The organism is Saccharopolyspora sp. ASAGF58 (assembly GCF_012277335.1).
GTDB lineage: Bacteria > Actinomycetota > Actinomycetes > Mycobacteriales > Pseudonocardiaceae > Saccharopolyspora > Saccharopolyspora hattusasensis.
The window spans coordinates 7,540,238-7,554,451 of the sequence record NZ_CP040605.1; the positions used below are offsets into that span (position 1 = coordinate 7,540,238).

A 14,214-nucleotide genomic window follows, 5' to 3' on the forward strand; every position below is an offset into this window, starting at 1 on the left:
TGGTTCTCCTTCGGTGGGGCGAGGGTGGTGCCAATTTCGCGAGAAATTGACGTTCACCCGGGTGACGGTCAATTTCTCGCGAAATTGCGCCCTCCTCGGGTGACCACAGGCGGGTGGTGAGGGTGTGCCGACAGCGCATGCGGGTGTCCTCGCGGATGCAGTCCCATTTCGGGCCGGTCGTGCTCCGCCGCGTTCGGCTGGGGTGGTGTGAACCCGCAAGGCGGTGGCCGAGTTGATCCGGGTGCGCCACGGCGTCGTGTTGAGTTTGCGCACCGTCGGCGACTCTCTGCGCTGTTGGGGTGTGTCGCTGTAGAGACCGATCCGCAGGGCCTACGAGCGGGACCCCGAGGCCGTGCGCCGATGGGGGGAGGAGGACTATCCGGCCATTGTCGCTCGCGCTGCCGCGAGGGCGCGGTGATCTTGTGGCTGGACCAGACCCGGGATCCGCTCGGATGCCGCAGTGGGCCGAACCTGGGCACCGGCCGCCCGGACACCGGTGGTGGGCAAGACCGGGGAAACGGTTCAGCGTGAACGCCATGTGCGCGATCGGTAACAAGGGGCGAGCTGTACTTCACCGTCTACACCGGGTCGTTCAACGCCGGCGTGTTCGTGCCGTTTCTGGACCGTCCGCAAGTGGCTGGACCGATCACGCTGCGGCGATCGAGATGCACTTCCTGCCCGGATACAGCCCCGAGCTCAACCCCGACGAGATCCAGGGGTACCGACCTCAAGCGGACCATGACCACCGGCACAGCACCGAAAACCCGCGACGAGCCGAAACAAGCAGTCCGCTCCTTCCTCCACCGGCTCCACAAGTCACCTGACCGAGTTCGCTCCTACCTCGGCAAACCCGAAGTCCGCTACGCCCGCCTGACATCACACAATTGCCCTACGAATCAATAGTTGCCTCCGAATGTGGCGTCAAGAGCCGCCGAGAGGTCGGCGATGAGGTCGTCCGGATCTTCCAGGCCAACCGAGAGACGCAGGTGACCATACTTCTGGAAAAGCTCGGGATAATTTTCCGAGCCGCCACGCGCTTCCCCTGCGACGTGGACGATGAGTGATTCGTCATGGCCAAGAGACACCGCGGAGGTGATGATCTTGAGGTTGGAAACGAACCGGTTCTGAGTGTCGGGGTCTCCCTCGACAGCGAAGGCCATCATCGCGCCGTAGCCACGACCGCGGAACTGACGTGCAGCGACCTCGTGCTGAGGATGCGACTCAAGCCCCGGATAGTAGACGTACGCGACTCGAGGATCGGTCTGCAAAAACGCAGCGACCTTCTCCGCGGAGCTGAAATGCTGACGCAACCGCAAGGGCAGCGTCACAGACCCACGCATGATGAGCCAGGCGTTGAACGGGGAGATGGACCCACCAACATCGACCAGGGCCTCCGACTTGATGCGCGAGACAAGCCGACGGGAGCCGATGACAACTCCACCCATCGAGTCGCCGTGGCCATTGATGTACTTCGTCAACGAGTGGATGACGAGATCGACGCCCAGTTCGAGCGGACGGAAGAACGGAGGCGGAGTGAACGTGGAATCAATCGAAACCAGCGCCCCATGCGCGTGTGCGATCTCAGCGATAGCAGCAACATCGGCGACCTTCGTGGTCGGGTTCGCAATCGCTTCCGTATGCACCAGACGCGTATTCGGTCGCATCGCCGCCCGAACCGCTTCAAGATCACTCATGTCGACGAACGTCGTCTCGATCCCGTACTTCTCGGGGAGCAACTCCGCCATCAGGCGCCACACCGCCTCATAGGTAACGTCCCCGACCACCACATGATCGCCGGACTTCAGCAGCGCAAAGAAGACGGCATGCAAAGCAGCCACGCCTGTTGCGAACACGGCCGCATCCTCGCCACGCTCCAGAGCAGCCAGCTTCGTCTGAAGACAGATCTGATTAAACCCCGAGTTCCGCGTGTACGACAGCGTCTCGGTGTCAGACCAGTCCATCTCGGACGGGTCATCCGGAAGCAGATACGAGTTCGCCATCACGATCGGAGTACGAATCGCACCACCGGCCGAATCCGTCGTATTCCCACCATGAACAGCCTGAGTGGCAAACGCGAGACTCGCCAGGTCATGCTTGTCAGGCCGAGAACCGTTGCGAACGTTCTCACTCATCAAGATCAATCTCTTTCGTCAGGTCAACAAGCCGGTATAAGATCAGCCGGGGCAATCGTGCCTTCGAGTTAAAACTTGGTGGAGATCGCTCGGCTCTCCACCAGCAACAGTCAACTCCGACTACGCCCGAGTGCCCGTGCACGGCAAGCCTCGCGCCGTACTGCAAGCTCACGAGCTCCACCGCGCGGGCACCTGCCGAGGTTTCGAAACCTGCAGCTCAGCGCCCAATGTCGCGTTGCCCGCATAGTTGCATCATACTGCACTTGGAGTGCACCGCAATACCTCGTGGTGTTCTGCGGGACACACGACCGCAGTGCACCCCTCACCCCGCCGATAGCTCAGGTGAGGGATTTGCCGTGCGCAACAGTTCCCGGAACCGCGTTCTGTCAGCGGCGGGGTCTGCTACAGAGTTGGTCGCTCAAGGCGTCACTCGAGCCAGGGACGAGACCTTCTGCAAGCACGAGCAAAGCCCTGTAGTCAGGTCACAGCCGGAAAACGCCGTCGGCGGCGGATGCGGAGGTCAGTAACTCCAGATCGATAAGCCCGGCTTCCATCAGTTTCCTCCTACGCCCGGCTGCAAGACCGTCATCGAGAAGTGCACGTTGTCGCTTCCCGTACACGCGTACCCGTGCAACTGATCGCCGTAGAGGACAACCGAATCTCCCTCGGCGATGCGTTCCACATTCGAGCCGACGTAGACCTCGAGCTTGCCCGCGTGCACGAACAGCACTTCCCGTGTACCCCGCGAATGGGGCTCGCTGTCGAGCCGCTCACCAGGCGCCATGTCCCAGTCCCAGAGCTCAACGACCTGCGGCGGCTCAGTCGCCCCGACGAGGACACCGCGGCCGCCGCTGGGCCCGCGCCACAGGGTGTGTGATTCCCCAGCCCGGTGAACGCGAATAGGACTGACCGCGCCGTCTTCGACAAGATCGGACAGCGAGACGCCGAAGGCGCTCGCGAGTCGAAGGAGGACCGCGATGCTGGGATTCGACTGGCCCTGTTCGATGATCACGAGTGTCCGTCGGCTCACGCCGGACCGCTCAGCAAGCGCGTCCAGTGTCCAGTTCCGTTCGGCGCGCCAGCGTCGGACGCGCCCACCGATGGCCTCAGCCACGGCATTCGTATCGACGGCAGGTCTGTCCGGTTCACCCATGGTGGCATCATACTGCACTCTCAGTGCAGCCGAAGGCCCCAGGGCGTGTGGTGCCGGCGCTAGATCGGCTGCCAAGCAGACTGACGAACGTCCCCACCTCCCCAGGAGGTGTGCGATTTCAATGAGGTGATCTCAGTAAGAAGTCTCTGGAGGGCGGCCTGCCGGAATGGGTGTGTGATCGGGTAGGGCTGGCCCGGGGAGAGTGGGACGTGGGGTCCCTGGTAGAAGAAGTTCGACCAAGAAAGGATCTTCGACCAGGGAGGGCCCCACGTGGTCACGTATTCTGCCAAACTCGATGTTCCCCGTGAACTGGTGGTCTTCCTCAGCCGGCTGTTGGCCGGTGAACGCCGCCGGAAAGGGACCCGCAAGGGGCGCCGGGCGTTGACCACGTTCTGGCAGGCTGTGCTGGTCCTGCGGTGGTTCCGGGACGATACCGACATCACCAAACTGGCTCGCGATCACGGTGTCGCCCGTGCCACCGGCTACCGGTATGTCGACGAGGGCATCAAGGCACTGGCCGCGCAGGCCCCGGATCTGCACGACGCCCTGCAACGGGCCAAAGACAACGGCGACGCCTATCTGATCCTGGACGGCAAAAACTTCTCCTCCGACCGTCTCGGCGAAAAGACCACCAGCGCCAAAGGCGCCGAGATCGACCTGTGGTACTCCGGGAAAACCCGCGAACAAGCCGGCAACATCCAAGCACTGACAGACCCGGACGGGTTCCCGCTGTGGGCCTCCGACGTCGAGCCCGGGTCCATCCACGACATCACCGCCGCTGAAAACCACGTCCTCGGCGCCCTGTACTGGGCTTACTCCCAGCTCAACCTACCCACCCTGGCCGACGGCGGCTACCAGGGTGCCGGAGCCGGGGTCCTCACCCCGATCAAACGCCCCAAAACCAGCAAAGGCCGCCCACTCGACGTCGACAACCAGACCTACAACAAACTGCTGCGCGGCCTGCGCGCCCTCGGCGAACGTGGATTCGCCCTGCTCACCGGCCGTTGGCGCGTCCTACGACACTTCACCACCAGCCCCCGCAAAATCGGCCTCATCGTCAAAGCCGCACTCGTACTCACCCAATTCGAACACGGCCGACTCGCATAACCCCCTACTGAGATCAATTCAATGGAAATCGAAGGTCCGATTTCCATTGAAATTGCGGTTCTCCGGCGTGTCGGGTCACGACACGCCGGAGGGTGTGGATAACTCGCACGATTTCAATGGAAAATCGATTTCACCCGCATGCAGAGGGCATCGCGGGCCTCTGCAGCTCAGCCCGGCTTGGCTGGTCGGTCAGTCGTGCTCAGCGCTCGAGCGGGCCAAGTGCATCGCGTGTGCCTCCTCGATGGAATCGGTCGCCGGGTGCGAGCCTGGCAGGGCCTGTCGCGCGGACTCCCGCAGCGTCGCGACAACGAGGATGCCGACAACCGACATTGCCATGAGGTAGTAGGCCGCAGAAAGGTGGTCACCGCTCCACCGGATAAGCGACTCGATAAACAGGGGCGCAGTGCCGCCGAAGAGCGCGACGCTGATGTTGTACGACATACCGAGTCCGCCGTAGCGGTGGCTGGTCGGGAAAAGCGCTGGAAATGTCGAGGCGAGCGCTCCCATGTAGAGAGCGACGGGGATGCCGATCATCGTAAGTCCCAGTACGACGAGGCCGATCTTGCCCGTGTTGAGCAGAAGGAAGGCCGGCATGCTCAGCACGACGACCCATCCCGACGCGGCCCAGAGCACGGCCTTTCGCCCGATCCGATCCGAGAGCATGCCGACGAAAGGCATGGAGCACGCCATGGCGATGAGCAGGGGCACGCTCACGAGGTTGCTCGAGACGGCGTCGAAGCCCGGGACACCGGACAGGTATGTGGGCATGTAAGAGGTGAAGGCGTAGCCGACGGTGTTCGCGGCGGCGACGAGGCCCAGTACCTGGAGCATCTGCCGCCAGTACCGCCGGAGGAGACCGAACGGTCCGAGTGCGCGCGGCGGTTCCGTGGTTCCTGACGCCCTGAGTGCCTTGACCTGCTCGAAGTGGGGAGTCTCCCCGACGCGAAGGCGGAAGTAGATGGCGATGACACCCAGGGGTGCGGCGACCAGGAACGGGATCCGCCAGAAGCCGTCCTCCATTGCCTGCTGTCCGAACGTGACTTGTAGGACGGTCACGAACACGGCTCCGAGTGTGAAGCCGAGGTAGCTGCCCGCGTCGAGGAACGCCGTGTAAAAGCCGCGCTTGCGGTCGGGTGCGCTCTCGCTCACGAAAGTGATCGCCCCCGTCAGCTCGCCGCCTGCGGAGAAGCCCTGCACGATCTTCAGGGTGATGAGCAGGAGCGCTGCCCAGATGCCGACCGCGTCGTAGGACGGCAGCGTGCCAATGAGGAAGGTTGCGGCGACGACGAGCGCAAGGGTCGCGAAGAGCACGCGCTGGCGTCCAATGCGATCACCAAGCCAGCCGCAAAACATCCCGCCCAGCGGCCTGAACAGATAGGTGCTCGCGAAGGTGCCGAGCATGAACAGGACCTGTGCCGCAGAACCGGCCTGGGGAAGGAACACCGGCCCCATCGTGACGATGAGATAGCCGAAAACGCCGACGTCGTACCATTCCATGAGGTTGCCGACGAAGGTACCGCGGACAGCGCGGCGCAGGCGTGCCCGGTCGATGACGAGGATCGAGCCGGTATCGAGTGTGCCGGGGCTGCTGGCTCTCGACGCATCCGACGAGCCAGTGGGAGTGGACATGACGACTCCTTTGTCTGTGTCCGGAAGACCGCTCACGCGGGTATGTCAGCCGAAGACGGCCGTGTAATAGGTCAGGTAGGCGGCGAGGTTCGACGTGAGATCACGGTGATCGGTGAGCGGATTGACCTCGGTCACGGCGAAAGCATCGATGTGGGGTGCGAGCGCGCGTACCGTGTCGATGGCCTGCCTGGAGGTTAGACCGCCAGGCTCATGGGCACCGGCCCCGGGTGCGTGCGCCGGATCGATCGCATCGATATCGAAGCTCAGCACGATGTGATCGGCTCCGCGAACGTGATCGAGGACGCGTTCCACCACGGATTCGACGCCGATTCGGTGGAATTCACTGGCGGTGATCTGTGCCGGACCGAGTTCGCACACGGCCGCACGTGAGCTGGGGTAGTTGAAGTGCCGCAGTCCGATCTGGATCGCGTGCTCGCGATCGACACGCTCAAGCTCAAGCCCGCGCCGCATGCCGCTGGAGTGGCTCCACGAACCCTGCCGCTGGTTGTGGTTCATGATGTCGAGATGGGCGTCGAAGTGGATGATGCCCAGCCGTCCCGTCGTGGCCCTGTGCACTCCCTCGACGATGGCGTAGAGGACGCTATCGTCGCCTCCCAGAACCAGCGGCACCGCGCCCGCACGGACAGAGCCGGCGATCTGCTCTGCTGAACGGTCGAGTGTCTCCGAGACATCATGCGGCACAACAGAAACATCGCCGACATCATCGATCTTTGGTGCCGGGTGAAGCTCTCCGGTCTCGAGCGAGTAGACCTCGCCGTCCTCCGATCGCATCGTCATCCACGCGAGCTGCTCACGAATCCGCGCAGGCGCGTAGCGCGATCCCGGCCACCCAAGAGTTGCCGCACCATCGAACGGGATCCCGATGAGCTCGTACCGCCGTTGTTCTCGCGCTTGCATGTGCCCGGCTCTCCTCCTCGAATCACGCCGAACCGCTCCGTTCGGCGCTCATCATCTTGAGGAGCACACGCAGACGTGTCATACACTATTTTGGCGATACCGATATTCGCGGATCGACAGATCAGTGATCGAAAACGAGGGTCAGGTTGAGCGTCACCGTTGGCGATCTGCTCGGTGCGGCAGAGCTCAAACTTCGCTGCATCGCAGGCGCCGCAGGGCTGTCGAACGTCGTGCGCTGGGTCCACGTCTCCGAGGTCGCCGACCCCACTCCGTGGCTGTCAGGCGGCGAATTCCTCCTCACGACGTTGTTCGTTCGCCGGCCCGAGGCAAACCCTGAACGGATCTTCGATGCGTTGGTCAGGGTCGGCGTGGCCGGTATCGGATGCGGCGTCAATGAGCAGCACCCTGATGTCCCCGATCGATGGGCAGAGCTGGCTGAAGCCCGGGGTATCCCACTGCTGGTCGTGCCTCTGAAAACGCCCTACATTGCCATCTCGGAGTATGTCGCACGCGCCCGGATCGACGCTGCGCGGCGGCGTCTGCGCTCGCTGATGATCGCCGAGACGGCACTCGCTAACCTCTGCCTCACCGAGGACACTTGCGAACCACTCGTCCACGAGCTCGCCCGGCGGCTGCGCTGCCGCGCGGCGGTCGTCGATCGCAGACATGCCACCCTTGCCGCCTCGGGGGCTGGGGCGGAGGATTTTGCCGACGAGTTCGCCGAAACTTTCAAGCGATTCCAAGCCGGCTCGGAGCCCGCCTCGGGCGCCATCCGCGAGTCGGACCGGGACGTCGTTGTCAATCGCGGGCCGGGCGCCAACGCCCCGACGCTGCTTGTCGTGCGGGAAACCCGGTTTGATGACCAGGAACGGCTTCTCCTGGCAAGCACTGCCTCGCTGCTGGCCCTGCAGCTGTCGAGAAGTCACGTCCTCCGTGATCCCGAACGGCGCCTGCGTACTGCCTCGCTGCGGGCGATCCTCGATGCAGACACGTCTCCTGAGACGCGCTCGGGTCTGCTTGCCGCGCTCGGCATTGGCCAGTCAGACAACATTCGGGTCGTTGTGGCCAAGGTCGGGGCACCGACCGTCCCGACTGATGTCGAGACGCTTGAGCGCTGTGTTCGCGACGTCGGGTGGTCGGCCAGGGCCTGGTCGACGAATGACACGATCGGCGCGCTCGTAGTACGACGTCCCGAAGCCGACTCACCGACGCCAGAAGAATCAGGGGTGCTCTCGACTGCGCTCCGTGGCTGGGCGCAGTCGTGCGGATCCTCGAAGGCGGCCGTGCGCATCGGCCTATCCCACAGTGAGCGTTCAGCTCAGGTGCTGGTCCTGTACGACGAGGCAGCCGGTTTGGCCACACTCGCCGCGCGAGGGCGCCAAACAGTCATCGCCGCCGGTGACCTCCCGCTCGAAAGTGTTGTTCCTGCGGCTCTTCCACCCGAGACAGTCCGGTACCTCCGCGCCGCGACATGGGATCGTTTGACCGACCTAGCCCTGAAGGAAGCCCTCGAGGCCTACCTCGACGCGAACGGCGTCGTGGACATCGCCGCCCGCTCGCTCGCCGTGCACCGCCAGACCCTTCGACGACGGGTGCACGGCGTGGGCGAACTGCTCGGGCTCGACCTGGATTCAGCGAGCGTGCGCGCACTCCTGGTGATCGCAAGGGAGTTTGACCGGCATTGATCGATGCCGGCTGCAACCGTGCGGCGATCGCATGGCTCAGATCTGTGATCACAGATCACAAATAGGCTTCGGCGATCGCATCCAACACACATCAGATCCGCCGCACCCCCGTGCTCGAAGCCCGGGGAGGCATTCCTTGAAGTACCTGACCGACCCCGAGCGAACACATTGTCGCCGGCTCGGTGGTGTGCATCATCTTCATGGCCCTATCAGGCCTGTACGCCAATGAACCCGTCATGTTCGGGTGCCGGCCAGTCTCGTCGCCTTCGTCGGGGCCACCCTGACCAGGCGGCAAGAACGTGCCGTATCCGAGAGCACCTCGGCAGAAGTCCCAGCCGTCCAGGCACGAAACCCGTGATGGTCGCTGTTCGCCTCACGGCGATGTTCTCCTTGGGTCCGCTGTGGGCGGTGGGATGAACACCGGTCGCTGGTTGTCGTGAGCGGTTTCGGGCGCTATAGCACCGAAAATCACGCACGGCCCACCTCTCTTCCCGCTCGGTGAACACGGGGTTCCGGTACTTCGTGACGAAAACTCCCAGCAGGGCGACCAGCTGCAATTCCCGGATTTGCTCACTGCGCCGGCTGCTGGAGGGCGAACTTGGCTGCGGGACGATCCCGACCGGGGTTCGGGAGTCGAGCAGCCAGAAGAACGGCCACGCCCACAACGCCAGCATTGCCGCCCCGGCCATCATCACCCGCCGACGGCCGTAGCGGTCCGACAGCAGGCCCGCGATCGGGATGGTGACGATCTCGATTCCGGCGGCGATCAGCGTCGCGGTCAGCCCGATGCTTCGTGGCAGGCCGAGATTCGTCGTCAGGTAGCTCAGCGCGTACACCGAGTGCACGTAGAACGACACGTCTGTCCCGATGCGGATGCCGATGCACACCAGCACGCCCGACGGGTTGTTCCGCAGCAGTTCCACCAGCGGCAGCTTCGCCGGGGCCTTGTCCTGCTGCATCCGGACGAACTCGGGAGATTCCACCACCTTCAGCCGGATTGCGAGGCCGACCACGACCAGCACCAGGCTTGCGAGGAACGGCACCCGCCAACCCCAGGACTCGAATGCCTCGTCGGGAAGCGCTGCTAGCAGCCCGAACGCTCCGGTGGACAGCAGCAGCCCGGCGGGCACACCGACCTGCGGCCAGCTGCCGTTGAAGCCCCGGCGGCCCGGCGGCGAGTGTTCGACGGCCATCAGCACCGCGCCGCCCCACTCGCCGCCAACCGCGATGCCCTGCACGAACCGCAGCACCACGAGCAGGATCGGGGCCGCCACTCCGATGGCGGCGAATGTCGGCAGCACCCCGACCAGGAACGTCGCCCCACCCATGATGAACAGCGTCGTGACCAGCATGGCCTTGCGGCCGATGCGGTCGCCGAAGTGCCCGAAGAACGCGCCGCCCAGCGGGCGGGCGAGGAATCCTACCGAGAACGTGGCGAACGCCGACAGCGTCCCGGCCAGCGGGGAGAAGCCCGGGAAGAACAGCTTCGGGAACACCAGCGCTGCGGCGGTGCCGTAGATGAAGTAGTCGTACCACTCGATGGTCGTGCCGATGAGGCTGGCGGCCACGACCCGCCGGACCGCGTTCGGCGGGTTGGTCGTCGGCGGGGAACTCATGCGTACCTCCTGGGGCGGGCCCGCGCCTGGGCGGGTCAATAAGCGAGCTGGTGCAGTGCGGTGGCGAGCACGCGGGCACCGATCGCGGCGTGCTCGGGTTCGGTGAATTCCTCGGGGCAGTGCGATCGGCCTGCGCGGCTGGGCACGAACAACATTCCGGTGGGCACGTGCGGGGCGAGGACCTGACTGTCGTGCCCCGCGCCGCTGGTGAGCGTCCATGCACTCGCCCCGCATACCCCGGCGGCCTCGCGCAGGAGGGCCCCGAGTCCCGGGTCCATGAGCGCGCCGTCGGTGACCCGACGCGGCGTGATCGCGAGGTCGACGCCCTCGGTGGCGGCAATCGCCTGCCACTGCTGGTGGATCTCCTCGACCAAGCGTCCCAGCACCGCCGGATCCGGATGTCGGGCGTCCAGGCTGAATTCGGCCCGCTCCGCGACGATGTTGGCGCCACCCGGGTGGACCCGGCACATCCCGACGGTGGCCGTGGCGGGCGGACCGCAGGCACGGGCGCGCTCGTCGGCAGCCACGATCATGCGCGCCGCCGCGCGCAGGGCGTCGGCGCGATGCGTGATCGGTGTCGTGCCCGCGTGATCGGCACGGCCGGTGACCCGCGCATCTTCGACGGCGAGGCTCGTGATCGCATCGACCACGCCCAGATCCGTTCCGGTGCCTTCTAGCACGGGTCCCTGTTCGATGTGCAATTCCAGGAACGCCTTCAGATCGGTACGCTTCGCCTCACCGATGTGCCCGGGGTCCAGCCCGACCGCCCGCATCGCCTCGGCGACCGAGACCCCGTCGACGTCTCGTGTGGCATGCAGTTCCGCGGGGTCTGCTCCCCCGACGAGGGCCCGGCTGCCGAGGAAGTCCGCCCCGAAGCGGGTGCCTTCCTCCTCCACGAACGCGACTACTTCGACGTTGTCGCGCGGGCGGCCTCGATCGCGGTTCAGGGCGTCCAGCGCCGCGATGCCGGCCACGATGCCAAGTGCACCGTCGTAGTTCCCGCCGTTGGGCACGGTGTCAAGGTGGGATCCGGTGAGCACCGTGCGGCTGCCGTCGGTGCCGGCGAGCCTCCCGTATACGTTGCCGACCGCATCGACCCGAACCGACAACCCCCGGTCCGCCATCATCTTCCGGACCAGGTCGCGCGCCTGCACCCAGGCCGGGTCGTAGGTGGTGCGGGTGACGCCGCCGTCCGGTTGTGCACCGATCCGGCCCAGTGCCGCGACGTCGGAGGCGATAGCGGTCGGATCGACCGCAAACCCGGTCACCGGCCACCGCCGAGGCAAAGCGGTAGGAGCAGGCCGACGGCGGCCCGCACCGGCTCGAGGACCCGGACGGAAACCGCGTCCTGCAACGCGCCGGCGAGCCCGGCGTAGCCCGCGCATCCGAGTACCACGGCCTCCGCGCCGGCGTCGGCCGCGCGCCGCGACGCCGCGATGAATGGCGTCAGGTCCGGGTCGGCTCCGACTCCGGCGAGCACTCCGCCGCCGACCACTTCGACGGCCACGCACTGCTCGGCGAGACCAAGTCGCGCGGCCTGCGCGTGTTTGCGCTCCACCAGTCCTTCGGCCGGAGTCAGGACGCCGAAGCGCCCGGCGATGGCGGCCGCCGCGTGCAGCGACGCCGCGCCCATGCCTACAACCGGCGCATCCGTCGCGGCACGAGCTCGATCGAGGCCGGGATCTCCGTGGCAGGCAACCAGAACCGCGTCGAAGCCGACCGCCCGCGCGACGTGGTCCGCGACCATCGGCGCGACGGCCGCGTGCTGGGCAGCGTTCTCGATCGCTTCCGGCGCATCGTCGAGCTGGTCTACCCGCAGCGGAATCTCCGGCGGCACCAGACTGCGCGCGGCAACCGCCACCGCCTCGGTGACCGACGCCGAGCTGTTCGGGTTGAGGACCAAGAGCCCGCTCATGAAAGCTCCGCGCCGTCGAGCTCGATGAGCGACTGGGCCAGTGCCCGCGCGCCGGTGGCGACCTGGTCGAGATCGGTCCACTCTTCCGGGCAGTGGCTCCGCCCGCCACGCGACGGGATGAACAACATGCCCATCGGCGCCAACCGCGCCAGGTGCGCGGCATCGTGCCCGGCTCCGGAGAACATGGCCCGATGCGGCAGGTCCAGCCGCTGCAAGGCGTTCGCCAGGACCTCCCGCACCCGCGGGTCGGCCGGGACGGGGTCGACCGCCGAGAGCGGTTGCACGCTCAGCTTCACGCCGCGCCGCTCGGCCGCCGCCCGCGCATCCTGCCCGAGCGCACGGCCGCAGGCGTCCAGCCAGCTGCGTTCGCCGCCGCGGAACTCCACCCACAGCCGCGCGGTTCCGGGAACCACGTTGGCGGCCCCGGGTTCGATCTCGATCCGTCCGGTGGTGCCGACGCCATTGCCGTCCGACGCCAGCCGTTCGACCGCCAGGACCGCCTCGGCCGCAGCGCAGGCGGCGTCGTGCCGGAAGTCCATCGGGGTGCCCCCGGCGTGGTCGGGCTGCCCGGCAAATTCCAGCCGGTACCGGTCGATGCCCGCAATGGCGCTGACCACCGCGATCGGCAGCCCCTCCCGTTCCAGCACCGGCCCCTGCTCGATGTGCAGCTCCAGGAAGGCGGCCACTTCCGCGGCATCCCAGGCAGCGTCCGCAACCCGGCCCGGATCACCGCCGACCCTGGTGAGCCCGGCGGCCAGGGTGTCGCCCGCGCCGTCGTCCAGCTCCAGGTGCGCGGGCAACAGGCTGCCCGCGATGGCGCGGCTGCCGACGCAGCTGAGCCCGAACTGGTTGGGCTCCTCGTTGAAGAAGTCCACCACCCGCAGGTCGTGGCGCAGCCGGATGCCCTGGTCGCGCAGGGTGCGGACCACCTCCAGCGCGGCCAGCACGCCGATGATCCCGTCGAACCGGCCGCCGCCCTCGACTGTGTCGGTGTGCGAGCCGGTCGCCAGGGCCGGTCCCGAACCCCGAGTGCCCGCGAGGGTGCCGATCAGGTTGTTCGCGGCATCGCGGCGAACCTGCAGACCCGCGTCGGCCATCCGCTCGGTCATCCAGGCCCGCGATTCGACGTACCACTCCGAGAACGCCGGTCGGGTCCAGCCCGGCCGGTCCGGGGCGCGGAATTCGGCGAGGGCGTCGAGATCCGCGCGGATCCGCGCCGCCGAGCAAGCCGGGACCGTCGGGGACGATTCCGTTTTCATGGTTGAGCCTTTCGCAGGTCAGGCCCCCGGCAGCGCACTGGGCTTGCCGGGGTCGTCGAGTGCTGCTTCAAGTTGCGCGGCGGCGGCCTGGAGCGCCCGCAGTTCCGCGCGGGCGCGCGAGCCGTCGAGGCGGTGCTCCGGTCCGGCGACGCTGAACGCGCAGACGAGCTCGCCGCCACGCATCACCGGCACCCCGATCGCCACCGCGTGCTGGTCGACCTCTCCGTGGCTGATCACGTAGCGCTGCTGCCGGATCGTCTCCAGCTGGCGGCACAGCGCGCTCTTGGTCGGCGTGTTCGGGGTGAACCGCTCCATGCCGTGCTTGAGCACCTCGTCGGCCACCTCCGCCGGGGCGAACGCCAACAGGGCCTTCGCCGAGGCACCGGCGTGCAGCGGGCGCAGGTGGCCCCGGGTGAACGACACCCGCATCGAGTGCGGGGAGTCGACGCTCTCCACGACCAGCGCGGACCGGCCGACGCGCACGGTCAGCAGCGCGGTTTCCGAGGTCTGCTCGACCAGCCGCCGCAGCAGCGGCAGCGCCAGCTCCCGCAGGCGCTCGTTGCCGCCTTCGCCGCTGCGGGCCAGCCGCGCGCCGACCCGGTACACCCCGTCGTCGGGTTCGAGGAAGCCCGCTGCGACGAGCGTGCGCAGGAACCGGTACACCGAACTCGTCGGCAGGCCGGTGCGCCGCGAGATCTCCTCGACGCGCTGCGGCCCGCCATCCACCACGGCGGCCAGCACGTCCAAGCCCCGCGCAAACGACGAGGGGGAGCCGGATTGGTCGGGCATGATCGCTTTCC

Annotated in this window: 11 protein-coding genes; 2 read left to right on the top strand and 9 right to left on the bottom strand. The window is 66.6% G+C overall.

Going from position 1 to position 14,214, the window contains the following annotated elements:
- Positions 1 to 896: 896 nt before the first annotated feature.
- Together FDZ84_RS35355 and FDZ84_RS35360 are read right to left on the bottom strand one after the other, a co-directional pair.
- The gene (locus FDZ84_RS35355; protein ID WP_168589372.1) at positions 897 to 2,132 is read right to left on the bottom strand and encodes a PLP-dependent aspartate aminotransferase family protein; all 1,236 of its coding nucleotides are present in this window, start codon (positions 2,130 to 2,132) and stop codon (positions 897 to 899) included.
- A 553-nt stretch (positions 2,133 to 2,685) separates the two neighbouring features.
- Positions 2,686 to 3,285, bottom strand: a complete 600-nt coding sequence (locus tag FDZ84_RS35360; protein WP_168589373.1) for a helix-turn-helix domain-containing protein — start codon at positions 3,283 to 3,285, stop codon at positions 2,686 to 2,688.
- 270 nt (positions 3,286 to 3,555) lie between these two features.
- Between FDZ84_RS35360 and FDZ84_RS35365 the strand changes: the two genes are divergently transcribed.
- Positions 3,556 to 4,392: a transposase family protein gene (locus tag FDZ84_RS35365; RefSeq protein WP_168584616.1), complete on the top strand. Its 837-nt coding sequence runs from the start codon at positions 3,556 to 3,558 to the stop codon at positions 4,390 to 4,392.
- Between the two features lie 189 nt (positions 4,393 to 4,581).
- Here the strand turns inward: FDZ84_RS35365 and FDZ84_RS35370 are convergent, their stop codons facing one another.
- A complete protein-coding gene (locus tag FDZ84_RS35370; protein WP_168589374.1) occupies positions 4,582 to 6,021 on the bottom strand; it encodes an MFS transporter in 1,440 nt (479 codons plus the stop codon).
- A gap of 45 nt (positions 6,022 to 6,066) precedes the next feature.
- A complete protein-coding gene (locus FDZ84_RS35375) occupies positions 6,067 to 6,939 on the bottom strand; it encodes an agmatinase family protein (RefSeq protein ID WP_168589375.1) in 873 nt (290 codons plus the stop codon).
- Between the two features lie 146 nt (positions 6,940 to 7,085).
- Here FDZ84_RS35375 and FDZ84_RS35380 point away from each other — a divergent pair, with 146 nt between their 5' ends.
- Positions 7,086 to 8,624 carry a PucR family transcriptional regulator gene (locus FDZ84_RS35380; protein ID WP_168589376.1) on the top strand — a complete coding sequence of 513 codons (1,539 nt, stop codon included), beginning with the start codon at positions 7,086 to 7,088 and terminating at the stop codon, positions 8,622 to 8,624.
- A 209-nt stretch (positions 8,625 to 8,833) separates the two neighbouring features.
- Here FDZ84_RS35380 and FDZ84_RS35385 read toward each other — a convergent pair whose 3' ends face one another.
- From FDZ84_RS35385 to FDZ84_RS35405, 5 genes are read right to left on the bottom strand one after another with little or no spacing between them, the layout of a single operon-like run.
- Positions 8,834 to 10,240, bottom strand: coding sequence for an MFS transporter (locus FDZ84_RS35385; protein WP_168589377.1), 1,407 nt, complete (start codon positions 10,238 to 10,240; stop codon positions 8,834 to 8,836).
- 35 nt (positions 10,241 to 10,275) lie between these two features.
- Positions 10,276 to 11,508 (bottom strand): Zn-dependent hydrolase, encoded by a 1,233-nt coding sequence (locus FDZ84_RS35390; protein WP_168589378.1) that lies wholly within the window; start codon positions 11,506 to 11,508, stop codon positions 10,276 to 10,278.
- Positions 11,505 to 12,155: an aspartate/glutamate racemase family protein gene (locus FDZ84_RS35395; protein WP_168589379.1), complete on the bottom strand. Its 651-nt coding sequence runs from the start codon at positions 12,153 to 12,155 to the stop codon at positions 11,505 to 11,507. Before FDZ84_RS35395 ends, FDZ84_RS35390 begins: the two co-directional genes overlap by 4 nt.
- On the bottom strand, positions 12,152 to 13,414 hold the full coding sequence (locus FDZ84_RS35400) for a Zn-dependent hydrolase (RefSeq protein WP_168589380.1): 1,263 nt from the start codon (positions 13,412 to 13,414) through the stop codon (positions 12,152 to 12,154). Before FDZ84_RS35400 ends, FDZ84_RS35395 begins: the two co-directional genes overlap by 4 nt.
- Positions 13,415 to 13,432: 18 nt before the next feature.
- Entirely contained in the window at positions 13,433 to 14,203 is a 771-nt protein-coding gene (locus FDZ84_RS35405; RefSeq protein WP_168589381.1) for an IclR family transcriptional regulator, read from the bottom strand.
- Between the last annotated feature and the right edge of the window lie 11 nt (positions 14,204 to 14,214).

Bases quoted from the DNA above. Each gene is read 5' to 3' on its own strand.
- FDZ84_RS35385 (WP_168589377.1), bottom strand. From the start codon at position 10,240: ATGAGTTCCCCGCCGACGACCAACCCGCCGAACGCGGTCCGGCGGGTC.
- FDZ84_RS35405 (WP_168589381.1), bottom strand. From the start codon at position 14,203: ATGCCCGACCAATCCGGCTCCCCCTCGTCGTTTGCGCGGGGCTTGGAC.
- FDZ84_RS35370 (WP_168589374.1), bottom strand. From the start codon at position 6,021: ATGTCCACTCCCACTGGCTCGTCGGATGCGTCGAGAGCCAGCAGCCCC.
- FDZ84_RS35400 (WP_168589380.1), bottom strand. From the start codon at position 13,414: ATGAAAACGGAATCGTCCCCGACGGTCCCGGCTTGCTCGGCGGCGCGG.
- FDZ84_RS35360 (WP_168589373.1), bottom strand. From the start codon at position 3,285: ATGGGTGAACCGGACAGACCTGCCGTCGATACGAATGCCGTGGCTGAG.
- FDZ84_RS35375 (WP_168589375.1), bottom strand. From the start codon at position 6,939: ATGCAAGCGCGAGAACAACGGCGGTACGAGCTCATCGGGATCCCGTTC.
- FDZ84_RS35395 (WP_168589379.1), bottom strand. From the start codon at position 12,155: ATGAGCGGGCTCTTGGTCCTCAACCCGAACAGCTCGGCGTCGGTCACC.
- FDZ84_RS35355 (WP_168589372.1), bottom strand. From the start codon at position 2,132: ATGAGTGAGAACGTTCGCAACGGTTCTCGGCCTGACAAGCATGACCTG.